At 53.8% G+C, this 23,064-nt stretch carries 22 protein-coding genes, 4 tRNA genes and 1 pseudogene; 19 read left to right on the top strand and 8 right to left on the bottom strand.

What is annotated here, in order from left to right:
* The first annotated feature begins 1 nt into the window (after position 1).
* The 9 genes from wzxE (at position 2) to QEN32_RS21990 (ending at position 6,547) form a co-directional block, all read left to right on the top strand.
* Positions 2 to 1,252, top strand: coding sequence for a lipid III flippase WzxE (wzxE, locus tag QEN32_RS22030; RefSeq protein ID WP_000050302.1), 1,251 nt, complete (start codon positions 2 to 4; stop codon positions 1,250 to 1,252).
* A complete protein-coding gene (locus QEN32_RS22025; RefSeq protein ID WP_265322400.1) occupies positions 1,249 to 2,328 on the top strand; it encodes a TDP-N-acetylfucosamine:lipid II N-acetylfucosaminyltransferase in 1,080 nt (359 codons plus the stop codon). Before wzxE ends, QEN32_RS22025 begins: the two co-directional genes overlap by 4 nt.
* Positions 2,325 to 3,683 carry an ECA oligosaccharide polymerase gene (wzyE, locus tag QEN32_RS22020; protein ID WP_000055605.1) on the top strand — a complete coding sequence of 453 codons (1,359 nt, stop codon included), beginning with the start codon at positions 2,325 to 2,327 and terminating at the stop codon, positions 3,681 to 3,683. The genes QEN32_RS22025 and wzyE overlap by 4 nt, the downstream gene beginning before the upstream one ends.
* Positions 3,680 to 4,420, top strand: coding sequence for a lipopolysaccharide N-acetylmannosaminouronosyltransferase (gene wecG, locus QEN32_RS22015; protein WP_000183617.1), 741 nt, complete (start codon positions 3,680 to 3,682; stop codon positions 4,418 to 4,420). Before wzyE ends, wecG begins: the two co-directional genes overlap by 4 nt.
* 206 nt (positions 4,421 to 4,626) lie before the next feature.
* The gene (locus QEN32_RS22010) at positions 4,627 to 6,012 is read left to right on the top strand and encodes an amino acid permease (protein ID WP_000818378.1); all 1,386 of its coding nucleotides are present in this window, start codon (positions 4,627 to 4,629) and stop codon (positions 6,010 to 6,012) included.
* 102 nt (positions 6,013 to 6,114) lie between these two features.
* Positions 6,115 to 6,191 (top strand) — tRNA-Arg (locus tag QEN32_RS22005).
* Between the two features lie 54 nt (positions 6,192 to 6,245).
* Positions 6,246 to 6,321, top strand: a tRNA-His gene (locus QEN32_RS22000).
* A gap of 20 nt (positions 6,322 to 6,341) precedes the next feature.
* A tRNA-Leu gene (locus QEN32_RS21995) sits at positions 6,342 to 6,428 on the top strand.
* Positions 6,429 to 6,470: 42 nt separating this feature from the next.
* Positions 6,471 to 6,547, top strand: a tRNA-Pro gene (locus QEN32_RS21990).
* A gap of 581 nt (positions 6,548 to 7,128) precedes the next feature.
* Here the strand turns inward: QEN32_RS21990 and hemY are convergent.
* Genes hemY through hemC form a run of 4 tightly spaced genes read right to left on the bottom strand, consistent with a single transcriptional unit; the run spans position 7,129 to position 11,197 of the window.
* Complete coding sequence (gene hemY / locus QEN32_RS21985) at positions 7,129 to 8,325, bottom strand: protoheme IX biogenesis protein HemY (protein WP_023602562.1); 1,197 nt, start codon at positions 8,323 to 8,325, stop codon at positions 7,129 to 7,131.
* A gap of 2 nt (positions 8,326 to 8,327) precedes the next feature.
* Complete coding sequence (gene hemX / locus QEN32_RS21980) at positions 8,328 to 9,497, bottom strand: uroporphyrinogen-III C-methyltransferase (RefSeq protein ID WP_000138955.1); 1,170 nt, start codon at positions 9,495 to 9,497, stop codon at positions 8,328 to 8,330.
* 21 nt (positions 9,498 to 9,518) lie between these two features.
* On the bottom strand, positions 9,519 to 10,259 hold the full coding sequence (gene hemD / locus QEN32_RS21975) for a uroporphyrinogen-III synthase (RefSeq protein WP_000025490.1): 741 nt from the start codon (positions 10,257 to 10,259) through the stop codon (positions 9,519 to 9,521).
* On the bottom strand, positions 10,256 to 11,197 hold the full coding sequence (hemC, locus tag QEN32_RS21970; protein WP_001521319.1) for a hydroxymethylbilane synthase: 942 nt from the start codon (positions 11,195 to 11,197) through the stop codon (positions 10,256 to 10,258). The genes hemD and hemC overlap by 4 nt, the downstream gene beginning before the upstream one ends.
* A 376-nt stretch (positions 11,198 to 11,573) precedes the next feature.
* Between hemC and cyaA the strand changes: the two genes are divergently transcribed.
* From cyaA to QEN32_RS21950, 4 genes are all read left to right on the top strand, one after another.
* Positions 11,574 to 14,120, top strand: coding sequence for a class I adenylate cyclase (cyaA, locus tag QEN32_RS21965; RefSeq protein ID WP_000281718.1), 2,547 nt, complete (start codon positions 11,574 to 11,576; stop codon positions 14,118 to 14,120).
* 107 nt (positions 14,121 to 14,227) lie between these two features.
* Complete coding sequence (locus tag QEN32_RS21960) at positions 14,228 to 14,584, top strand: hypothetical protein (protein ID WP_000752580.1); 357 nt, start codon at positions 14,228 to 14,230, stop codon at positions 14,582 to 14,584.
* 185 nt (positions 14,585 to 14,769) lie between these two features.
* A complete protein-coding gene (locus QEN32_RS21955; RefSeq protein ID WP_001747560.1) occupies positions 14,770 to 15,312 on the top strand; it encodes an STM3941 family protein in 543 nt (180 codons plus the stop codon).
* Positions 15,313 to 15,323: 11 nt separating this feature from the next.
* Positions 15,324 to 15,686 (top strand): hypothetical protein, encoded by a 363-nt coding sequence (locus QEN32_RS21950; RefSeq protein WP_031617805.1) that lies wholly within the window; start codon positions 15,324 to 15,326, stop codon positions 15,684 to 15,686.
* Positions 15,687 to 15,756: 70 nt separating this feature from the next.
* Here QEN32_RS21950 and cyaY read toward each other — a convergent pair whose 3' ends face one another.
* The 4 genes and pseudogenes from cyaY to QEN32_RS21930 all read right to left on the bottom strand — a co-directional run bounded on the left by cyaY (position 15,757) and on the right by QEN32_RS21930 (position 17,047).
* Positions 15,757 to 16,077 carry an iron donor protein CyaY gene (cyaY, locus tag QEN32_RS21945; protein ID WP_265322399.1) on the bottom strand — a complete coding sequence of 107 codons (321 nt, stop codon included), beginning with the start codon at positions 16,075 to 16,077 and terminating at the stop codon, positions 15,757 to 15,759.
* A 69-nt stretch (positions 16,078 to 16,146) separates the two neighbouring features.
* The gene (locus QEN32_RS21940) at positions 16,147 to 16,536 is read right to left on the bottom strand and encodes a DUF3021 family protein (protein WP_198081466.1); all 390 of its coding nucleotides are present in this window, start codon (positions 16,534 to 16,536) and stop codon (positions 16,147 to 16,149) included.
* A pseudogene (locus tag QEN32_RS21935) lies at positions 16,524 to 16,886 on the bottom strand (hypothetical protein); the annotation flags it as partial. The gene QEN32_RS21940 and the pseudogene QEN32_RS21935, both read right to left, overlap by 13 nt.
* Positions 16,796 to 17,047, bottom strand: coding sequence for a hypothetical protein (locus QEN32_RS21930; RefSeq protein ID WP_001621231.1), 252 nt, complete (start codon positions 17,045 to 17,047; stop codon positions 16,796 to 16,798). The pseudogene QEN32_RS21935 and the gene QEN32_RS21930, both read right to left, overlap by 91 nt.
* Positions 17,048 to 17,232: 185 nt before the next feature.
* On the opposite strand from QEN32_RS21930, the gene QEN32_RS21925 reads away from it, so the two are divergent.
* The 6 genes from QEN32_RS21925 (at position 17,233) to uvrD (ending at position 22,914) form a co-directional block, all read left to right on the top strand.
* A complete protein-coding gene (locus QEN32_RS21925; protein WP_000799903.1) occupies positions 17,233 to 17,436 on the top strand; it encodes a lipoprotein in 204 nt (67 codons plus the stop codon).
* Between the two features lie 36 nt (positions 17,437 to 17,472).
* Entirely contained in the window at positions 17,473 to 18,297 is an 825-nt protein-coding gene (dapF, locus tag QEN32_RS21920) for a diaminopimelate epimerase (protein WP_001160671.1), read from the top strand.
* On the top strand, positions 18,294 to 19,001 hold the full coding sequence (locus QEN32_RS21915) for a DUF484 domain-containing protein (protein ID WP_000812760.1): 708 nt from the start codon (positions 18,294 to 18,296) through the stop codon (positions 18,999 to 19,001). Before dapF ends, QEN32_RS21915 begins: the two co-directional genes overlap by 4 nt.
* A complete protein-coding gene (gene xerC, locus QEN32_RS21910) occupies positions 18,998 to 19,900 on the top strand; it encodes a tyrosine recombinase XerC (protein WP_000132874.1) in 903 nt (300 codons plus the stop codon). Before QEN32_RS21915 ends, xerC begins: the two co-directional genes overlap by 4 nt.
* Positions 19,900 to 20,616, top strand: a complete 717-nt coding sequence (gene yigB / locus QEN32_RS21905; RefSeq protein WP_265322398.1) for a 5-amino-6-(5-phospho-D-ribitylamino)uracil phosphatase YigB — start codon at positions 19,900 to 19,902, stop codon at positions 20,614 to 20,616. Before xerC ends, yigB begins: the two co-directional genes overlap by 1 nt.
* A 135-nt stretch (positions 20,617 to 20,751) precedes the next feature.
* Entirely contained in the window at positions 20,752 to 22,914 is a 2,163-nt protein-coding gene (uvrD, locus tag QEN32_RS21900; RefSeq protein WP_000383436.1) for a DNA helicase II, read from the top strand.
* Positions 22,915 to 23,064: the final 150 nt, after the last annotated feature.

Below are 23,064 nucleotides of genomic sequence, written 5' to 3'. Positions count from 1 at the left end.
TATGTCGCTTGCTAAAGCCTCCCTGTGGACGGCGGTCAGTACGCTGGTAAAAATTGGCGCCGGACTGCTGGTGGTGAAACTACTGGCCGTCTCTTTTGGTCCGTCGGGCGTCGGACAAGCGGGTAACTTCCGCCAGATGATCACCGTGCTGGGCGTATTGGCTGGCGCCGGGATATTTAACGGCGTTACCAAACTCGTCGCACAACATCATGATGACCCGGCGCAGTTACGTACCGTGGTGGGAACCTCCTCCGCGATGGTATTGGGGTTCTCTACGCTGCTGGCGCTGGTCTTCCTGCTGGCGGCGGCGCCGATTAGCCAGGGATTGTTCGGTCATACGGACTATCAAGGGCTGGTGCGTCTGGTTGCGCTGGTACAAATGGGGATCGCCTGGGCGAACCTGCTGCTGGCGCTAATGAAGGGCTTTCGTGACGCGTCGGGTAATGCCTTATCGTTAATTGTCGGCAGCTTTTTGGGCGTCGCCGCCTGGTATCTCTGCTACCGTGTCGGCGGCTATGAAGGTGCTCTGCTTGGTCTGGCGCTGGTGCCAGCGCTGGTGGTAGTGCCAGCCGGTATAATACTGATTAAGCGCGGCACCGTCCCGCTACGCTATCTCAAGCCCTCCTGGGACAATGGTCTGGCAGGGCAGCTCAGTAAATTTACCCTGATGGCGCTGATTACCTCCGTTACGATGCCGGTTGCCTATGTGATGATGCGAAACCAACTGGCCGCGCACTATAGCTGGAGCGATGTCGGGATCTGGCAGGGCGTAAGCAGCATTTCTGACGCCTATCTGCAATTTATCACCGCCTCCTTCAGCGTTTACCTGTTACCCACGCTCTCACGCCTGACGGAAAAACAGGACATTACGCGCGAAGTAGTAAAAGCGCTGAAATTTGTTTTACCGGCGGTTGCGGCGGCGAGTTTTACCGTCTGGCTACTGCGCGATTTTGCTATCTGGCTGCTTTTTTCCGCCAAATTCACCGCGATGCGCGATCTGTTCGCCTGGCAGTTAGTGGGCGACGTGCTGAAAGTCGGCGCCTATGTTTTCGGTTATCTGGTGATTGCCAAAGCGTCGTTGCGATTTTACATTCTGGCCGAAATTAGCCAGTTCATTCTGTTAACGGCGTTCGCTCACTGGCTGATTCCCGCTCACGGCGCGCTGGGTGCGGCACAGGCTTATATGGCCACCTATATTGTCTATTTTTCACTTTGTTGCGGCGTATTTTTACTCTGGCGTAGGCGAGCATGACTGTACTGATTCACGTCCTGGGATCGGATATCCCTCACCATAACCACACCGTGCTGCGGTTTTTCAATGATACGCTGGCCGCCACAAGCGAGCACGCGCGCGAATTTATGGTTGCCGGCGAAGATAACGGTTTCACGGAAAGCTGTCCGGCGCTCTCGCTTCGTTTTTATGGCAGTAAGAAAGCGTTGGCGCAGGCGGTCATCGCCAAAGCGAAAGCAAATCGTCGACAGAGATTCTTCTTTCACGGTCAGTTCAACACCAGCCTGTGGCTGGCGCTGTTAAGCGGCGGTATTAAGCCAGCTCAGTTTTACTGGCATATCTGGGGCGCGGATCTCTACGAAGTGTCCCACGGGCTGAAATTCCGCCTTTTCTACCCGCTTCGTCGTATCGCGCAGGGGCGAGTAGGGGGCGTATTCGCGACGCGCGGCGATCTCAGCTATTTTGCGCGCCAGCACCCGGGCGTACGCGGCGAGTTGCTCTATTTCCCGACGCGCATGGACCCTTCCCTGAATGCTATGGCAAAAGAGCGCCAACGTGCGGGGAAATTGACCATTTTGGTAGGGAACTCCGGCGATCGCAGTAACGAACATATTGCGGCGTTACGGGCGGTGTATCAGCAGTTTGGCGACACGGTAAACGTGGTGGTGCCGATGGGCTATCCGGCCAATAACCAGGCCTATATTGATGAGGTTCGTCAGGCCGGTCTGGCGCTGTTTAGCGCCGAAAATCTACAAATTCTTAGCGAAAAAATGGAATTTGATGCCTATCTTGCGCTATTGCGTCAGTGCGATCTCGGTTATTTTATTTTTGCCCGCCAACAGGGGATCGGGACGTTGTGTCTGCTAATTCAGGCCGATATCCCGTGCGTGTTGAATCGCGACAATCCTTTCTGGCAGGATATGGCGGAACAGCATCTGCCCGTCCTGTTTACCACGGACGATCTTAATGAGCAGGTCGTGCGCGAGGCGCAGCGTCAGCTCGCATCGGTAGATAAAAGCGGCATCACCTTCTTTAGCCCCAACTACCTGCAACCGTGGCATAATGCGTTGAGAATCGCCGCAGGAGAAGCCGAATGAGTTTAATGCAATTCAGCGGGCTGCTGGTGGTCTGGCTGCTCTCTACGCTGTTTATCGCCACGCTGACCTGGTTTGAATTCCGCCGCGTGCGTTTTAACTTCAACGTTTTCTTTTCGTTGCTGTTTTTGTTGACCTTCTTTTTTGGTTTTCCGCTAACCAGCGTGCTGGTATTTCGTTTCGACGTTGGCGTCGCGCCGCCGGAAATCTTATTGCAGGCTCTATTATCCGCCGCCTGTTTCTACGGCGTGTATTACGTGACCTATAAAACGCGTTTACGCAAACGCGTTGTGGATGTACCACGCAAGCCGCTATTTACCATGAACCGGGTGGAAACCCACCTTACCTGGGTGATCCTGATGGGCATCGCGCTGGTGAGCGTGGCGATTTTCTTTATGCATAACGGCTTTTTGCTGTTCCGGCTGCACTCCTACAGCCAGATCTTTTCCAGCGAAGTCTCCGGCGTGGCGTTAAAACGGTTCTTCTATTTCTTCATTCCGGCGATGCTGGTGGTCTATTTCCTGCGCCAGGACAGCAAAGCGTGGCTGTTCTTTCTGGTGAGCACCGTCGCGTTTGGTCTGTTGACCTACATGATTGTCGGCGGCACGCGCGCTAACATCATTATTGCGTTTGCTATCTTCCTGTTTATCGGCATTATTCGGGGCTGGATCAGCCTGTGGATGCTGGCAGCGGCGGGCGTGCTGGGGATTGTCGGTATGTTCTGGCTGGCGCTCAAACGCTACGGATTAAATGTGAGCGGCGATGAGGCGTTCTATACGTTTCTTTATCTGACGCGCGATACCTTTTCGCCGTGGGAGAATCTGGCGCTGCTGTTGCAAAATTACCACAATATCGATTTTCAGGGGCTGGCCCCTATCGTGCGTGATTTCTACGTCTTTATTCCCACCTGGTTATGGCCGGGACGACCCAGTATCGTGCTGAATTCTGCGAATTACTTCACCTGGGAAGTCCTGAACAACCATTCTGGCCTGGCGATATCGCCAACGCTTATCGGATCGCTGGTGGTCATGGGCGGGGCGCTGTTTATTCCGCTCGGCGCGATCGTCGTCGGGCTGATTATCAAATGGTTCGACTGGCTGTATGAACTGGGTAACCGGGAGCCCAATCGCTATAAGGCGGCGATTCTGCACAGTTTCTGCTTTGGCGCCATCTTTAATATGATTGTGCTGGCGCGAGAAGGGCTGGATTCGTTTGTTTCGCGCGTGGTTTTCTTCCTGGTGGTTTTTGGCGCCAGCCTGCTGGTCGCTAAGCTTCTGTTCTGGTTATTTGATAGCGCCGGACTGATTCATAAACGTACAACTTCGCTCCCTCAGGCACAGGTGGAAGGAAAACTATGACCAATAATGCCGCTGCGCCCCTTTACTCGCTGCGCGGGTTACCTCTGATTGGCTGGCGTGACATGTCACATGCGCTGAATTATCTGTTTGCCGATGGTCAACTGAAGCAAGGCACGTTGGTGGCGATCAACGCCGAAAAGCTGCTGACGGCGGAAGATAATCCGGAAGTCCGCGCGTTGATAGCGGCGGCGGAATTTAAATATGCCGATGGCATCAGCGTGGTGCGTTCAATACGTAAAAAATTTCCGCAGGCGCAGGTTTCTCGTGTGGCTGGCGCCGACCTTTGGGAAGCGTTAATGGCGCGTGCGGGGAAAGAAGGCACGCCGGTATTTCTTGTCGGCGGCAAGCCTGAGGTGCTGGCGCAGACGGAAGCAAAACTGCGGACGCAGTGGAACGTCAATATTGTGGGTAGCCAGGACGGTTACTTTACGCCGGAGCAGCGTCAGGCGCTATTTGCGCGTATCCATGCCAGCGGCGCGAAAATTGTCACCGTCGCGATGGGGTCGCCAAAACAGGAATTGCTAATGCGCGATTGTCGGGAAGTGCATCCCCATGCGTTATATATGGGGGTGGGCGGTACCTATGATGTGTTTACCGGTCACGTCAAACGCGCCCCAAAAATATGGCAGAACCTGGGGCTGGAGTGGTTGTATCGTCTGCTTTCTCAACCGAAGCGTATTACCCGCCAGATGCGTCTGCTGCGCTACCTTCGCTGGCACTATACTGGCGATCTCTAATTCTCCCTTCTGATGACTTGAGCAGCGGATTGTGCTTATGGCGCTGCTCATTTACAACATAATCGATGATTTCTTACACAATAAGTGCATTTTTTTAATGCTCCATTTGCCATTTGTCCAAATTTAAGAAAATATTCGCAACAATCGATGTACCCATAACAATAACCGGTACTACCGGAACCGTTGCAAACACGACATGAGGATTTATGGCAGAGAAAAAACCGGAGCTACAGCGTGGGCTGGAAGCTCGTCATATTGAATTGATTGCCCTCGGGGGCACCATCGGCGTCGGACTCTTTATGGGCGCCGCTAGTACGCTGAAATGGGCGGGCCCGTCAGTGCTGCTGGCGTATATCATCGCCGGATTGTTCGTCTTTTTCATCATGCGTTCGATGGGGGAGATGCTCTTTCTGGAACCTGTTACCGGCTCCTTTGCCGTGTACGCCCACCGGTATATGAGTCCTTTTTTTGGCTATCTTACCGCCTGGTCATACTGGTTTATGTGGATGGCGGTCGGGATCTCGGAAATTACCGCCATTGGGGTCTACGTCCAGTTCTGGTTTCCGGAGATGGCGCAGTGGATACCGGCGCTGATTGCCGTCGGACTGGTTGCGTTGGCGAATTTGGCTGCGGTGCGCCTGTATGGTGAAATCGAGTTCTGGTTTGCGATGATCAAAGTCACCACGATTATTGTGATGATCATCATCGGTCTGGGGGTGATTTTCTTCGGCTTTGGTAACGGCGGCCAGGCGATTGGCTTTGGTAATCTGACCGAGCATGGCGGCTTTTTTGCCGGCGGCTGGAAAGGCTTTCTGACCGCATTATGTATCGTAGTGGCCTCTTATCAAGGGGTTGAGTTGATCGGTATTACCGCCGGTGAAGCGAAGAATCCGCAGGTGACGTTGCGTAGCGCGGTGGGTAAAGTGCTGTGGCGTATCCTGATTTTTTATGTTGGCGCGATTTTCGTGATCGTCACCATTTTCCCGTGGAATGAGATTGGCAGCAACGGCAGCCCCTTTGTGCTCACCTTCGCGAAAATCGGCATCACCGCCGCGGCAGGCATTATCAACTTTGTCGTGCTGACGGCGGCGCTCTCCGGCTGTAACAGCGGAATGTATAGCTGTGGGCGTATGCTTTACGCGCTGGCGAAAAACCGTCAACTGCCGGCGGCAGTCGCGAAAGTCTCTCGCCACGGCGTGCCGGTCGCGGGCGTGGCGCTCTCTATTTTGATTTTGCTGGTAGGTTCTTGCCTGAACTACATCATCCCCAATCCGCAGCGCGTCTTTGTTTACGTTTATAGTGCCAGCGTACTGCCGGGGATGGTGCCGTGGTTTGTCATTCTGATTAGCCAACTGCGCTTTCGTCGGGCGCATAAAGAAGCGATTGCGGATCATCCTTTTCGTTCCATTATGTTTCCGTGGGCGAACTATTTGACGATGGCGTTTCTGGTTTGCGTTTTAATCGGCATGTACTTTAATGAAGATACGCGCATGTCGCTGTTTGTCGGCGTCATCTTCCTGCTGGCCGTCACGCTGGTCTACAAAGTTTTCGGTCTGAATCGTCACGGAACCGCCCACAAGGTGGGGGAATAAGCGCCAAAATGCGCAAAGCATAACCAAACGCGCATTTTATTTAAAAAGGCACTGGACAGCGGGGTGTGAAGTCCGTATTATCCACCCCCGCAACGGCGCTAAGCGCCCGTAGCTCAGCTGGATAGAGCGCTGCCCTCCGGAGGCAGAGGTCTCAGGTTCGAATCCTGTCGGGCGTACCATTTATTTAGGTGCTTGAGCTGCGGTGGTTTAATACCGCGTAAAAAGTTTCAGTGGTGGCTATAGCTCAGTTGGTAGAGCCCTGGATTGTGATTCCAGTTGTCGTGGGTTCGAATCCCATTAGCCACCCCATTAATATAGAGTTGTGAAACGCGAAGGTGGCGGAATTGGTAGACGCGCTAGCTTCAGGTGTTAGTGTCCTTACGGACGTGGGGGTTCAAGTCCCCCCCCTCGCACCACGACTCAATGAATTGAACTAAAAATTCAAAAAAGCAGTATATCGGCGAGTAGCGCAGCTTGGTAGCGCAACTGGTTTGGGACCAGTGGGTCGGAGGTTCGAATCCTCTCTCGCCGACCAATTTTGAACCCCGCTTCGGCGGGGTTTTTTGTTTTCTGTCCATTTTCAACCACTTATCCCACACGTGTTGCCATTATGGTTTATTGGCGATATCCCAGGCTTCATTTGTCGCTATTCGGTGACGAATAATCTATTGATTTATAATCACTTTATAAAAAGCATCCTGTTCTGTCTCCGCCGGGCGACACGCTAAAACCTCGCCAGCGGCGGGGGGATGACAATCGCGTGAATTCTCTACGTTTTTTTAATGCCTGCGCCTGTTTTTTAGCGGTGCAAAGATGGCACGTTATGTGCAATAATGTACGAGTAGATGCTCATTCCATCTCTTATGTTCGCCTTCTGGCCTCATAAACTCAGGAATGATGCAGAGCCGTTTACGGTGCTTATCGTCCACTGACAGATGTCGCTTACGCCTCATCAAACACCCTGGACACAACGTTGAGTGAAGCACCCCTTTATGTTGTCATACAGACCTGTTTTGACGCCTGCCCCTTAACCGGGCAGGCGTTTTTTTATGCATCCCGAATGATTTTGTGTAGGCGGTAAGCCCGGTAAGCGAAGCGCCACCGGGCAAGAGGGAATTACTGCGGGGGATTGTTCTGTAATGTCAACATCAGGCCGTCGCGCCGCATGGCGGCAGCCTCTTCCGGTTGATGCAGTCGATCAAGCGCATCGGCAAGCCAGGCATAATCATACGCGTCCGGGCGTTGTTTCAGCGCGGCGCGGAAAGCCAGAGTCGCCTCCTGCCATTCACCGTGTTTCATTAGCGACTGGCCGAGCGTGCTCCATAACAGCGGGCGATCGCCTACGGTCTTGATTTGCTGGCGCAGCACTTTCTCCAGTTGTTCCGGATTATTGGTTCTGAGGCGAGGAATGGGCAGCACCAGCCGATCGTCATACTGGCGTTTCAGACCGTCGATGATAATCTGCTGCGCCATATCATGATCGTCACACTCGATTAGATGCTCGGCCATTGCGACCTGCAGCGCCACCTGATGGCGGGTTTTACGGCTTTGGTTTTTCCACCAGGTGCGTAATCCTTCGCTGCCCTGCTCGGCGCGCGCCTGATCCATGAGTCCTATCCACGCCTGTTGTTCGAGCATGGCGCGATGCGCTTCATCGCCGACGTGTGCTTTCGCCATGGATGGGATGATATCCAGTAAAGAACTCCATGCGCTGGTGCGAATATAGGCCTGCTCCGCCAGACGCAGAACTTCCGGGTGACGCGGCGTGACCTCCAGCAGTTTGTCCACGCCGTGACGCGCTGCGTGATTTTCATTGCGCGCCAGCTGTAAGCGCACGCGCGTGATCTCGACCGGGATGGTGTCGTTCCCCGCCAGCTCTGCCGCACGTTCAAGGTGCTGATTAGCGCGCGCTTCATCGCCGCGCTGCTGCGCCGCTTCTGCCGCCAGCAGATAATTTACCACCGGTTGTTCAGCATGGTCGGCATTTTTTGACATCAGCTTTTCAACCTGCTGATAGTCGCCCTCCGCCAGCTTCAGCAGCGCCTGTTCGGTCTGCTTGCGAGCGCGACGGCGTTTACGACCGGCAAACCAACCGCGGGTGTGCGCGCCGGTACGAAACAGACGGCGTAGTAACCACTCAATGGCGAATAGCACCACCATAGCGACGATGAGAATGATCGCCAGGCCGGTGACGCTGGTTTCAATGTTGTAGGTATCGGTCTGGATTAACACATAGCCCTGGTGACCGGCTATCATCGGGCCGACCACGATACCCGCGAGCAACAACACAAAGAGCAATAATACTTTTAGCATCATTATTCTCCTTGCGGCGCGGCTGCCGGAGCGTCTGTCTGCGTGGCAGGCGCTGCCGTAGAGACTGTCGGTTGCGCCAGCAGATTACGCACGCGGGTTTGCATCAGTTTTTCAAGAATCGCCTGGCTTCCCAGAGTTTCCGGCAGATCCATCGTGATATTTTGCTGGCTTAATTTATCGACTTCCTCCAGGAAAGCTTTTGTCGCGGCGTCGTCAGTATCGTAATAAGCGCGAACCCAGGTCGAAACGTTATCCAGCGCCTGACGGTATGTTTCTTCCTGATGGCGTGGCACGGCCTGCGCGGCGACTAACAGGCGGGAGCGAATATTTTCGCGTAAATAGACGTCCTGGTTGGGCGCCAACAGCGGTACGGCAGTATCATCGCGGCGGCGAATGGTAATAAAGCTGTCCATAAAGTTCTGCCAGCTTTTTTGCAGGTTAACGCGCCATTCGCTTAGCGAGCTGGACAGCTCGCTGCTGTCTGAATCCATCGGCGAACCATCGGTATCGTTATCCGCCAGACGCAAGTTATCGATTTGGTTAGAGAGCTGATTGAGCTTGAGAATAATGCCGTCGTAGTCGATCTGCGCAACGGATGACAGGCTGGCGATATCGTCAGTAATCGCGCGTCGTGCGGTAATCAGGCTGGGGTCGTTCATGTCCGCCAGACTGGCGTCAGCGCTTTTGAGCAGCGCAGCGGCGGTAGTGACGTCCTGATCGCTCCACAGCTTGCGTCCGGCGAGTTTCACCAGGAAATCAGCCTGCGCCAGCAGCCAGGTTTTAGCATCGCTGCCGGAAATAGTGGCGACTTTTTGTTGTACTTCATCAAGCTGTTTCGCCAGCGCCGCCTGTTGGCGATTCGCGTCTTCTAACTGCGCCGCTTGTTTTTTGATAATCTCTTCCAGCTCCGCTTTTTGGCTCTCCTGAGCCTTTTGCAAGGCGGTCAGTTGCGTCGCCAGCGCATCGCTGGTTTCCGTTTGCGCGGTTGCTTGCTGTTTCCCCCAGCCATAAAGCCCAATACCTGCCGCCAGGGCAATCGCGATCGCCACCGCGCTTAATACCAGCGCGGCGCCGTTCTTACTTTTTTTCTCGGTATTAACTGGCTGTGGCGTGGTTTCCACGCTCTCCCTGGTCTCATCAACCACGGCGGAGGATTTTTCTTGTTCCGTCATTATGGCATCCCATTATGAGAGTTATTGTAATGCGCGCAACAGCGCATCGTTGTCGGCGTTATCAGCGACCTTAATATCTTGCCAGCCCAGCTCCCGGGCAAGGTGCGCCAGACGTTCACTGACGACCAATAGCCGACAGCGTAGTAACCAGTGCTCACGATACCACTCGGGAGTCAGCGACCAGAGCCGTTGCAACATCTCGCCGCTGGTAACAACAAGCGTTGTTACGCCGCGAGTATGCCAGCGCATCGCTTCTTCCGCGCCATCGTAATGTTTCGCACATCGTTGATAACATTCACAAAAACTGACTTCGGCTCCGCGAGCTGTCAGGGTTTCGCCCAGCAGTTCGCGGCCGCCATTGCCACGCAAAATCAGCGCGCGTTTGCCCGCAATATTTTGTAATTCAGGTAATTGTAGCAAGGCTTCGCTGATTTCCCGATCCAATGGATAACGAATATCGAACCCGCTAACGGTATGAAGGGCGAGCGCCGTGGTGCGGCCAATCGCGAAATAGCGCGGCGACGCAGGCCAGTTTCGGCCATCCCGCTGGAGCTGGGCGTGAGCAAAGGCGACAGCGTGCTGTGAAAGGGCAAAAACCAGATCGTTTTCCGCGAGCGTCGCCAGGCGGTCGGCCAGGGTGGGTAGCTCCCGACCAGCGACAAATTCAATCAGTGGAAAACTCCAGGCCACCTGCCCCAGTGCGCGCAGACGGCTCACTAACGCTTCCCCTGCGGGAGAGGGGCGGGTGATCAGAATACTCATGCGGGCGTCTCGCCGTTATAAACTTCCGTCAGAATCGCGCGTGCGCCGTTTTCCAGCAGTTCCTCTGCAAGCGAGATGCCCATTTGCTCCGCCTGCTCGGGAGAACCACGACGTTCGCCGCGCACCATCACCGAACCGTCCGGCGCGCCAACCAGCGCGCGTAGCCAAATTTCACCGTTGATGATTTCTGCATAGCTGCCAATCGGCACCTGACACCCGCCTTCCAGGCGGGTGTTCATAGCGCGTTCCGCCGTTACGCGTAGCGCGGTTTGCGAGTGATTCAACGGTGCGAGCAGCGCCTGTGTTCGCGCGTCGTCAAGACGACACTCAATCCCGACGGCGCCCTGGCCTACGGCAGGAAGCGAAACGTCGGGCGGCAAGGCTGTACGAATGCGCGACTCCAGACCTAAGCGTTTCAGACCGGCCACGGCCAGGATAATGGCGTCATAGTCGCCGTTGTCCAGCTTGCCGAGACGTGTGCCGACGTTGCCGCGCAACGAACGGATAATGAGGTCCGGACGGCGTTCCGCCAGTTGACACTGGCGACGCAAACTGGACGTCCCGACGATACTACCCGCGGGCAGATCGTCCAGACTGTGATATTTATTCGAGACAAACGCGTCGCGCGGATCTTCGCGCTCGCAAATGGTCACCAGACCGAGACCGTCCGGGAAGGCCACCGGAACGTCTTTCATAGAGTGCACGGCGATATCAGCGCGCTTTTCCAGCAGCGCGATTTCAAGCTCTTTAACAAACAGTCCTTTACCGCCAACTTTCGCCAGGGGAGTATCGAGAATCACGTCGCCGCGTGTGACCATCGGCACCAGTTCTACCGTCAGTCCCGGATGGGTTGCCATCAATGCGTCTTTGACATAATGTGCCTGCCAAAGCGCAAGGGGACTTTGGCGTGTGGCAATTCTTAAAACATTGTCTAACATGCTTGTTACCGTCATTATCAATCATTGACCATCCTAACATCCTTATAGAGAGTATGTTAGTTTTCCGGTCACCGTGAGTGAGAGGATAAGGCGCAGTGTCGTCAAGGACAGTGAATAATGACGAGAAACCGCCAGCCCGTATTTAAGAATTTACACGCAGCGAACGGTGCTACACTTGTATGTAGCGCATCTTTCTTTACGGTCAATGAGCAAGGTGTTAAATTGATCACGTTTTAGACCATTTTTTCGTCGGTATTAGATAAAAATATGCAGACGAGAAAGGGTAACGGTTATTTTTGACATACGGTTTATCCCGAATGGCGACGGTCAAGTACTGACCTGCACCATGACGGGTAGCAACATCAGGCGATACGTCTTGTACCTCTATATTGAGACTCTGAAACAGAGACTGGATGCCATAAATCAACTGCGTGTGGATCGCGCGCTTGCTGCCATGGGACCCGCTTTTCAGCAGGTTTACAGTCTTCTGCCGACATTATTGCACTATCACCATCCACTGATGCCGGGTTACCTTGATGGTAACGTTCCCAGCGGTATTTGCTTCTACACGCCTGATGAAACCCAACGCCACTATCTGAACGAACTTGAGCTGTACCGCGGTATGACGCCGCAGGACCCGCCGAAGGGCGAGCTGCCGATTACCGGCGTTTACACCATGGGCAGCACCTCCTCGGTCGGGCAGAGTTGCTCGTCCGACCTGGATATCTGGGTGTGCCATCAGTCCTGGCTCGACGGCGAAGAGCGTCAGTTGCTGCAACGTAAGTGTAGCCTGCTGGAAAGCTGGGCCGCCTCGCTTGGCGTTGAGGTGAGCTTCTTCCTGATCGACGAGAACCGTTTCCGCCATAACGAAAGCGGCAGTCTGGGCGGGGAAGACTGTGGTTCTACGCAGCATATCCTGTTGCTTGATGAGTTTTATCGTACCGCTGTGCGCCTGGCCGGGAAGCGTATCCTGTGGAGTATGGTGCCGTGCGACGAAGAAGAGCATTACGACGACTATGTCATGACGCTCTACGCGCAGGGCGTATTAACGCCAAACGAATGGCTGGATCTGGGGGGCTTAAGCTCGCTCTCCGCCGAAGAGTACTTTGGCGCCAGCCTGTGGCAGCTATACAAGAGCATTGACTCGCCGTACAAAGCGGTGCTGAAAACGCTGCTGCTGGAAGCCTACTCATGGGAATATCCCAACCCACGTCTGCTGGCGAAAGATATTAAACAACGTCTGCATGACGGTGAAATCGTATCGTTTGGACTCGATCCCTACTGCATGATGCTGGAACGGGTCACTGAATACCTGACGGCGATTGAAGATCCGACGCGGCTGGATTTAGTCCGCCGCTGCTTTTACCTGAAAGTGTGCGAGAAATTAAGTCGCGAGCGCGCCTGCGTAGGCTGGCGTCGGGAAGTATTAAGCCAGTTAGTCAGCGAGTGGGGATGGGACGACGCGCGTCTGACCATGCTCGATAATCGCGCAAACTGGAAAATCGATCAGGTGCGCGAAGCCCACAACGAATTGCTCGACGCAATGATGCAGAGCTATCGTAATCTGATTCGCTTTGCGCGGCGCAACAACCTCAGCGTGAGTGCCAGCCCGCAGGATATCGGCGTACTGACGCGTAAGCTGTACGCGGCGTTTGAAGCGTTGCCGGGTAAAGTCACGCTGGTGAACCCGCAGATATCGCCGGATCTGTCCGAGCCGAATTTAACCTTTATCCATGTGCCGCCGGGACGCGCCAACCGTTCAGGCTGGTATCTCTACAACCGCGCGCCGAACATGGATTCCATCATCAGCCATCAGCCGCTGGAATATAACCGTTATCTTAATAAGCTGGTCGCGTGGGCGTGGTTCAACGGCCTGCTGACGTCGCGAACGCATCTGTTTATTAAGGGCAACGGTATTGTCGACCTGCCTAAGTTGCAGGAGATGGTCGCCGATGTTTCGCACCATTTCCCGCTGCGCTTGCCTGCTCCAACGCCGAAAGCGCTCTACAGCCCCTGTGAAATTCGCCATCTGGCGATTATCGTTAACCTCGAATATGACCCGACGGCGGCGTTTCGCAATAAAGTGGTCCATTTTGACTTCCGTAAGCTGGACGTTTTCAGCTTTGGCGAAGAGCAAAACTGTCTGATAGGCAGTATCGACTTGTTATATCGCAACTCGTGGAACGAAGTGCGTACTCTGCACTTTAACGGCGAGCAGGCGATGATCGAAGCGCTGAAAACGATTCTGGGGAAAATGCACCAGGATGCCGCGCCGCCGGATAGCGTCGAAGTGTTCTGCTACAGTCAGCATCTTCGCGGTCTGATTCGCACCCGCGTGCAGCAACTGGTCTCCGAATGTATCGAGCTACGTCTTTCCAGCACCCGTCAGGAGACCGGTCGCTTCAAGGCGCTGCGGGTTTCCGGGCAGACGTGGGGACTATTCTTCGAACGCTTGAATGTCTCGGTGCAGAAGCTGGAGAACGCTATCGAATTCTACGGCGCGATTTCGCATAACAAGCTGCACGGGCTGTCGGTACAGGTGGAAACCAACCAGGTGAAATTGCCGTCAGTGGTGGATGGCTTCGCCAGCGAAGGGATCATTCAGTTCTTCTTTGAAGAAACGGGCGATGAGAAAGGCTTTAATATTTATATTCTGGATGAAAGTAACCGGGCGGAAGTGTATCACCACTGCGAAGGTAGCAAGGAAGAACTGGTGCGCGACGTCAGTCGCTTCTATTCGTCATCGCACGATCGCTTCACGTATGGCTCCAGTTTTATCAACTTTAACCTGCCGCAGTTCTACCAGATAGTGAAAACCGATGGCCGCGCGCAGGTGATCCCATTCCGTACGCAGCCTATCAACACCGTGCCGCCAGCAAACCAGGATCATGACGCGCCGCTATTGCAGCAGTATTTTTCGTAAGTGCTGCGCCGGGCAAAGCTGCCCGGCCGGCGTTCACCGCTTCACATTAACTTCACCCAACTTCGTTACCGTGACCTCCGCATTTGGTTTACAGGAGGAGGTTTGAGGTGGCAGATGCGTTCATTTTGTTAGGGATAGTCATGGCGATGGTCAGCCTCGGCTTCATTCTTATAAATAAGTTATTCTGTTTTATATCCGCTGGGTGCCTGCTCTCGCTATGCGCCAGCATGGCCAGTTTTCAACTCTGGGATGCGTCTTACTGGGGGCGATGGGGAAAAGTATGTCCCGGTCTGGAGGATGTGATCATCTCCTGCGACAATTACCATTTTCTCTATGACTTGGGATGGGAATTGTACGGTATCGCCTTTTTGTTCTTTACCGCGTTAATGCTCACATGTGCGGCCATTATTCTTATCAATATGATTATGGCTTTAGAACGATACTGTGCCGGATGGCGGCGCTAACACGCCTTATCCAGCCTACATTCGAAGAATGCTCATTGAGCGGAACAAGGTTTAGACAATATTTTTTCTTATACAATTTATGTAGTAATATCCAGACCGTTCAAAACGCTATCGCGTCTTTCATTGTTTTCGTAAATATGTTTTGAAAAACCATATTAGAAACAAAAGCTCTTTAATGGTTTCTTATGGATGTTTTTATAAAAGGATATTATATGTCAATAAACAACCCTATTCTTATTTACGTGAATAAGAAACGACAAATAAAATTAGCTCTGTTTTATTCAGTGGTAGCTATAGCTCTTATGATGAGCCTCTTTCTAAATTATAGTATTATGCTAAAGATGGTGTGTGTTTTTTTAATACTCCTCATGATAGCAGGCGCAAGTGCTTACTGGTACTCCGCCTTTTCAGGAAAGCCACAGCTAACGTTGAACCAGGAGGGAGTAACATTACACACAACCAGGCTACCAATAGTTTACTGGCATGAAATCGACTATGTTGGTGAGCGTGTTAGCGATAATACGCCTGTGCTGGCCGTTTTTGTCAAAGATGTTGAGCTTTATTGTCAGCGAATTACTAATGAGAAAATGCGTAATAATTTTCTGTCATTATTAAATAAGCATGGAAGTAATCGCGTGATGAATATCTCTCTAAACGATCTCGATTATGATTCAGATGAGTTACAGGATATTTTTAAAATGGCTGTTGCCAGAAACCTGGAACAATAGGGTAGAGATATATGTTTTTTGTTATTACTCACCATATTGATGTGCTGCCTCTGGCAACCCTACCCACACATGAAACATGCCCTTATTGTAATAATCAGGATGTATGGTTGATTATTCGCCAAAAAAGGACCCGTACATGTGGTCTGTCTCAAGCGAGAAAAAGAGATAAGTTTGGTTTAGCGATATGCAATCATTGCAGCAATGAAATCAAGGGAAAACGTTGGTCACCAGCGTTACGTCAACTTTTTACCGAGCAGAAGCCACTATTTAACCTAACCTTTTGGCAACGCTACGGTTTTTGGGTTGGTTGGTTGAGTGTATGGCCCGCGCTGTTTCTGGCAACCTGGCTGTATTTCACATTTCGGGGTTGGTAATACGACCGCATATCTCGTTAAATATACGCAGGAAAGCGCTATTCTTCTGGCTCTCCTGCGGAATTAAAACTTAGCGAAAACTCACCTTTTCACCCGCCTGCTGCGTTGCCGCCTGCTCCAGCAGATCCCAGAAGGTTTCGCCGCTGCGATCGCAAATCCACTCGTCGCCTTTCAGATCAAAATGATAGCCGCCCTGTTTGGTCGCCAGCCACACCTGGTGCAACGGCTCCTGATGGTTAATAATGATCTTACTGCCGTTTTCAAAGCTGATGGTCAACACGCCGCCGTTGATTTCACAGTCGATATCGCTGTCGCCATCCCAGTCGTCCAGACGTTCTTCAATGGCTAACCACAGAGTGTCGGCAAGGCGATGAAATTCACTGTCGTTCATTGTTTTATCCCGCTATTGAGTGATAGCGCCAGTATAAGGGGAAGCGTCAGCTTCTGGAACCGATACGAATTACCGTTGTGAGCGGTAAAGGATAAAACCCAGCGGTAGATAAATGACGATAAATAGCGCACTGGTGATAAGTATAACGGACGCGTTAACCGGGAAATGGTTCAGCGCCGACAGCATTGCCACCATCAGCGCGACGCAGCCGCCGCAGAGGAGAAAATGCAACAGGATTAAGGGGGCGCGCGGCTTTGCTTTGATATCCAAAAGAGCGCTAAGCAGACCGAGTACCGCGCTTATCGTCAGGACTCCGGCAGCTTCAACACCGTTTATCGTGCCGTGCATAACGCTTTCAACAATGACGTAAATGCATGAACCGATCCCCACGCCCCGAAGGGCGTTTTTCAGATGTTTATTCAAACGTGCAAAATGGTTTAGCGGCGTCATTTTTGGCATTCCTGCGCCTGCGTTATGATGATGATATCTTTATTGTTGGTGTACATGACGTTCCTATTCAGAGTATGCGTCTTATCCGGGCAGGGGGATGCTGTTCGGTAAAGCTGGCTGCCAATCCACGTATAAACATAGCGGTTGTCATACGCAAAACGTTCGGTGACTTTTAGCGGCCCATTGATGCTAAAGACCTGAATATCCTGAGCCTGCTGGCTATTATGCATAAAGTAGCCGTGCTCTTTTCCGGCGTTAATTTTCCGGTTCAGGAAGGGGGCTGGGCTATCCAGTTCCAGCCCTGAGTTGCCGGGTTAATCAATGAATTGGGTAACCGACGCAGGCGTTTGAAATTCACCTCCGGCAACGAAAGATTGTTCTCCTCTTCTGGCTGGAGATAAACCACGCCGCTGCCTTGCCGTTGATAAACATTGTGCGGAGATTCACTCAGCCGGCATCCCCAGGCGGGAGGCAGCAGAAGTGAAAGCGAAAAAAGGCAAAACAAATTACGATATTGCATAAGGTCATCCGGGCGTGGTACGTAAACCTGAAGTGATTAGCAAAGCATGTTCCCTGATGTAAATGCGCAATAATCATGGCAACGCGCCGCTTTTCAGATTTTATAAAGAGCCCCTAAACGCTTGCTTTTACGCCTTCTCCTGCGATGATAGAAAATAGAAAGCATGAACTTACAGGCAATCCATAATGAAAAACGTGTTTAAGACACTCGCTGTACTTCTGACTCTGTTCAGCCTGACGGGCTGCGGTTTGAAAGGGCCGCTTTATTTCCCGCCAGCCGATAAAAATGCGCCGCCGCCGACGAAAAAAGTCGATTCGCAAACGCAGTCCACGATGCCCGATAAGAACGATCGCGCAACGGGAGATGGCCCGTCCCAGGTCAATTACTGAGGATAGTTTTCTGTCCCCGCGTGAACGGAGTGAATGATGCAATTCTCTAAAATGCATGGCCTTGGCAACGATTTTATGGTCGTCGACGCGGTAACGCAGAATGTCTTTTTTTCGCCGGAACTGATTCGTCGGCTATCCGACAGACACCTGGGCGTAGGGTTCGATCAGCTGCTGGTGGTTGAGCCGCCCTATGATCCTGAGTTGGACTTTCATTACCGCATCTTCAACGCCGACGGCAGTGAAGTCTCGCAGTGCGGCAATGGCGCGCGCTGTTTCGCGCGATTTGTTCGCCTGAAAGGGCTAACCAATAAACGCGACATTCGGGTCAGTACCGCGAATGGCCGGATGGTACTGAGCGTCACGGAAGATGAACTGGTGCGGGTGAACATGGGGGAGCCAAACTTTGAACCCGCGCAGGTGCCTTTTCGCGCCAACAAAGCGGAAAAGACGTATATTATGCGAGCGGCGGAACAGACCATACTGTGCGGCGTGGTTTCAATGGGTAATCCGCACTGTGTCATTCAGGTTGATAACGTCGACACGGCGGCCGTTGAAACGCTGGGGCCGGTTCTGGAAAGCCATGAGCGTTTTCCGGAACGCGCCAACATTGGTTTTATGCAGGTTGTAAGACGCGAGCATATCCGGCTGCGAGTCTATGAACGCGGCGCAGGGGAGACCCGCGCGTGCGGCAGCGGCGCGTGCGCTGCCGTTGCCGTGGGGATTCAGCAGGGGCTGCTGGCTGAAGAAGTACGCGTGGAATTACCGGGCGGTCGGCTGGATATCGCCTGGAAAGGTCCGGGTCATCCGTTATACATGACTGGTCCGGCGGCACATATCTACGACGGATTTATCCATTTATGAAGCAACCAGAGGAAGAACTACAGGAAACGCTCACGGAACTGGACGATCGAGCGGTCGTCGATTACCTGCGCCACCACCCTGAGTTTTTTATCCGTAACGCCCACGCCGTTGAAGCGATGCGTGTTCCACATCCCGTGCGGGGAACGGTTTCGCTCGTTGAGTGGCATATGGCCCGCGCGCGTAATCACATCAATGTGCTTGAAGAAAATATGACGCTGCTGATGGAACAGGCTCATGCCAATGAAAGCCTGTTTTATCGCTTGCTGCATCTGCAAAGCCGTCTGGTCGCCGCGGATAGTCTGGATGAGATGCTGATGCGGTTTCACCGCTGGGCGCGCGATTTGGGGCTTGCCGGCGCGACGCTGCGTTTGTTCCCGGATCGGTGGCGTCTTGGCGCGCCATCGCGCTATACGCATCTGGCTTTAAACCGTCAGGCCTTCGAGCCGCTGCGTATTCAACGACTGGGACAGTCGCAGCATTATCTTGGCCCGCTAAACGGTCCGGAACTGCTGGTGGTCTTGCCGGAGGCGAAGGCTGTAGGGTCGGTAGCCATGTCGATGATGGGCAGCGATGGCGACCTCGGGGTGATTCTCTTCAGCAGCCGTGACCCGCACCACTATCAGCCGGGGCAGGGGACGCAGCTTTTACAGGAGATCGCGCTGATGCTGCCGGAACTGCTGGAACGCTGGATTAAACGCGTATGACGGATGTCGCGCTTTCTCAGGATGTCTCGCGGTTCCTGCGCTATTTAGGCGTGGAGCGCCAGCTTAGCCCCATTACCCTGCTGAACTACCAGCGTCAGCTTGATGCCATTATCGCTTTAGCCGGAGAAACCGGGCTGAAAAGCTGGCAACAATGTGACGCTGCGATTGTGCGCAGTTTTGCGGTGCGCAGTCGGCGCAAAGGGCTTGGCCCTGCCAGTCTGGCGCTACGTCTCTCGGCATTGCGAAGCTTTTTTGACTGGTTAGTCAGTCAGGGCGAATTGAAAGCTAACCCGGCGAAGGGCGTCTCCGCACCGAAAGCGCCGCGTCATCTGCCGAAAAATATTGATGTCGACGACGTTAACCGCCTGCTGGACATCGATCTTAACGATCCGCTCGCCGTACGTGATCGGGCGATGCTGGAGGTCATGTACGGCGCGGGGCTGCGTTTATCCGAACTGGTTGGCCTGGATATAAAGCACCTCGATCTCGATACCGGAGAAGTGTGGGTAATGGGTAAAGGCAGCAAAGAGCGACGCCTGCCGATTGGCCGTAACGCGGTGACGTGGATTGAGCACTGGCTGGATCTGCGCGGCCTGTTCGCCAGCGATGAAGAGGCGTTATTCCTGTCGAAGCTCGGCAAGCGTATCTCCGCGCGCAATGTCCAAAAACGGTTCGCCGAATGGGGCATAAAGCAGGGGCTAAACAGCCACGTGCATCCACATAAGCTGCGCCATTCGTTCGCGACCCATATGCTGGAATCGAGCGGCGATCTGCGCGGCGTGCAAGAGCTGCTGGGTCATGCCAACCTTTCCACCACCCAAATTTATACTCATCTTGATTTTCAACACCTTGCTTCAGTGTACGACGCGGCGCATCCGCGCGCTAAACGGGGGAAATAATGCGTTTTTACCGGCCTTTGGGGTGTATTGCCGCGCTCACCTTTGACCTGGATGATACCCTTTATGATAACCGTCCGGTGATTTTGCGTACTGAGCAGGAAGCGCTCGCTTTTATGCAAAATTATCACCCGTCGCTACGTTCGTTTCAAAACGTCGATTTACAGCGGATACGGCAGGCGGTGCGTGAAGCGGAGCCGGAAATCTATCATGACGTTACCCGCTGGCGCCATCGCGCGATAGAGCAGGCCATGCGGGATGCGGGATTATCGGCGCAGGAGGCCATTGCCGGCGCGAATGCGGCGATGATGCATTTTGCCAAATGGCGCAGCCAGATTGAGGTTCCGCAGGCTACCCATGAGACGTTACAGCAGCTTGCGAAAAAATGGCCGCTGGTGGCGATCACTAACGGCAACGCCCAGCCGGAACTGTTTGGCCTCGGCGATTACTTTAAGTTTGTACTGCGCGCCGGCCCGGATGGACGTTCCAAGCCATTTAGCGACATGTATTTCCTGGCGGCGGAAAAACTGCATGTGCCGATCGGCGAGATCCTGCATGTCGGCGACGATCTGACTACCGATGTGGCTGGCGCTATTCGCTGTGGGATGCAGGCCTGCTGGATTAAACCTGAAAATGCCGACCTGATGCGGACGCAGGACAGCCGTTTACTGCCGCATATCGAAATTTCGCGGTTGGCATCTCTCACCTCGCTGATATAATCACCAGTAGTTCTGTATAAATTCCCAGTTATTCTGGTGGATGGCGCTATGCTTATCCGCCCTACGATAAGTAGCCCCGGTAAGCGAAGCGCCACCGGGCGTTTTTAGTTTTCATGTTTTTACGCGGCGGTGCCAATGGACGTTTCTTACCTGCTCGACAGCCTTAATGATAAACAGCGCGAAGCGGTGGCCGCGCCACGTAGCAACATGCTGGTGTTGGCGGGCGCGGGAAGCGGGAAAACCCGCGTGCTGGTGCACCGTATCGCCTGGTTACTGAGCGTAGAAAACAACTCGCCATACTCCATCATGGCGGTGACCTTTACCAACAAAGCGGCGGCGGAAATGCGCCATCGTATTGGCCAGTTGATGGGGACCAGCCAGGGCGGAATGTGGGTAGGGACGTTCCACGGTCTGGCGCACCGCCTGCTGCGCGCGCATCATATGGACGCTAATTTGCCGCAGGATTTCCAGATTCTCGACAGCGAAGATCAGATGCGTTTGCTTAAGCGCCTGATTAAGGCGATGAATCTTGATGAGAAGCAGTGGCCGCCGCGTCAGGCGATGTGGTACATCAATAGCCAGAAAGACGAAGGGCTACGCCCGCACCATATCCAAAGCTATGGCAACCCGGTGGAGCAGACCTGGCAGAAGGTGTATCAGGCCTATCAGGAAGCGTGCGATCGCGCTGGTCTGGTGGATTTTGCCGAGCTACTGCTGCGCGCTCATGAACTATGGCTGAACAAGCCGCACATCCTGCAACACTATCGCGAGCGGTTTACTAACATCCTGGTGGACGAATTCCAGGATACCAACAATATTCAGTACGCCTGGGTTCGTCTGCTGGCGGGCGATACCGGTAAGGTGATGATCGTTGGCGACGATGACCAGTCGATCTACGGCTGGCGCGGGGCCCAGGTAGAGAACATCCAGCGCTTCCTCAATGATTTCCCCGGCGCGCAGACCATTCGTCTGGAGCAGAATTACCGCTCGACCAGCAACATCCTTAGCGCGGCGAACGCTCTGATTGAGAATAACAATGGGCGTTTGGGTAAAAAGCTGTGGACTGACGGCGTTGACGGCGAACCGATATCTCTGTACTGCGCTTTCAACGAACTGGATGAAGCGCGCTTTGTGGTTAACCGTATCAAAACCTGGCAGGACAACGGCGGCGCGCTTGCGCAATGCGCCATCCTTTATCGCAGCAACGCCCAGTCGCGCGTGCTGGAAGAAGCGTTATTACAGGCCAGTATGCCGTACCGCATTTACGGCGGGATGCGCTTCTTCGAACGCCAGGAGATCAAAGATGCGCTCTCTTATCTGCGTTTGATTGCCAATCGCAACGATGATGCCGCCTTTGAACGCGTGGTGAATACCCCAACGCGCGGCATCGGCGACCGCACGCTGGACGTGGTGCGCCAGACCTCGCGCGATCGCCAGCTAACATTGTGGCAGGCGTGCCGTGAATTGTTACAGGAAAAAGCCCTGGCCGGGCGTGCGGCCAGCGCGCTGCAACGCTTTATGGAACTGATCGACGCCCTGGCGCAGGAAACCGCCGACATGCCGCTGCATGTGCAGACTGACCGGGTGATCAAAGATTCCGGCCTGCGCACCATGTATGAGCAAGAAAAAGGCGAGAAAGGCCAGACGCGCATCGAAAACTTAGAGGAACTGGTGACGGCGACGCGGCAGTTCAGCTACAACGACGAAGATGAAGATTTAATGCCATTGCAGGCCTTCCTCTCTCACGCGGCGCTGGAAGCGGGCGAGGGGCAGGCGGATACCTGGCAGGATGCGGTACAGCTGATGACGCTGCACTCGGCCAAAGGGCTGGAGTTTCCGCAGGTGTTTATCGTCGGCATGGAAGAGGGCATGTTCCCCAGCCAGATGTCGCTGGATGAGGGCGGGCGTTTGGAAGAGGAGCGTCGTCTGGCCTACGTCGGCGTTACCCGTGCCATGCAGAAACTGACGCTAACCTATGCCGAAACTCGCCGTCTGTACGGTAAAGAGGTTTATCATCGCCCGTCGCGTTTCATCGGCGAGTTGCCGGAGGAGTGCGTGGAAGAGGTCCGCCTGCGTGCCACCGTCAGTCGTCCGGTGAGCCATCAACGAATGGGAACGCCGCTGGCGGAAAACGACACAGGCTACAAACTCGGCCAACGCGTGCGCCATGCGAAGTTCGGCGAGGGAACTATTGTCAACCTGGAGGGCAGCGGCGAGCATAGCCGGTTGCAGGTGGCTTTTCAGGGGCAAGGGATCAAATGGCTGGTTGCCGCGTATGCGAAGCTGGAAACGGTTTGACCGGCTCTCATATTGCCGGATGGCACCTCTTATCCGGCCTACGCGCTGGCTAACATTTTGATTTGTAGGCCGGATAAGGCGAAGCCGCCATCCGGCGATATATTGATGTTAATATTCTGAAATCATAGATAAATACTCTCACTCTGCTAA

Source organism: Salmonella sp. SA14318 (assembly GCF_029866905.1).
Lineage (GTDB): Bacteria > Pseudomonadota > Gammaproteobacteria > Enterobacterales > Enterobacteriaceae > Salmonella > Salmonella enterica.
This window is presented reverse-complemented; position numbering and strand designations above follow the sequence as displayed.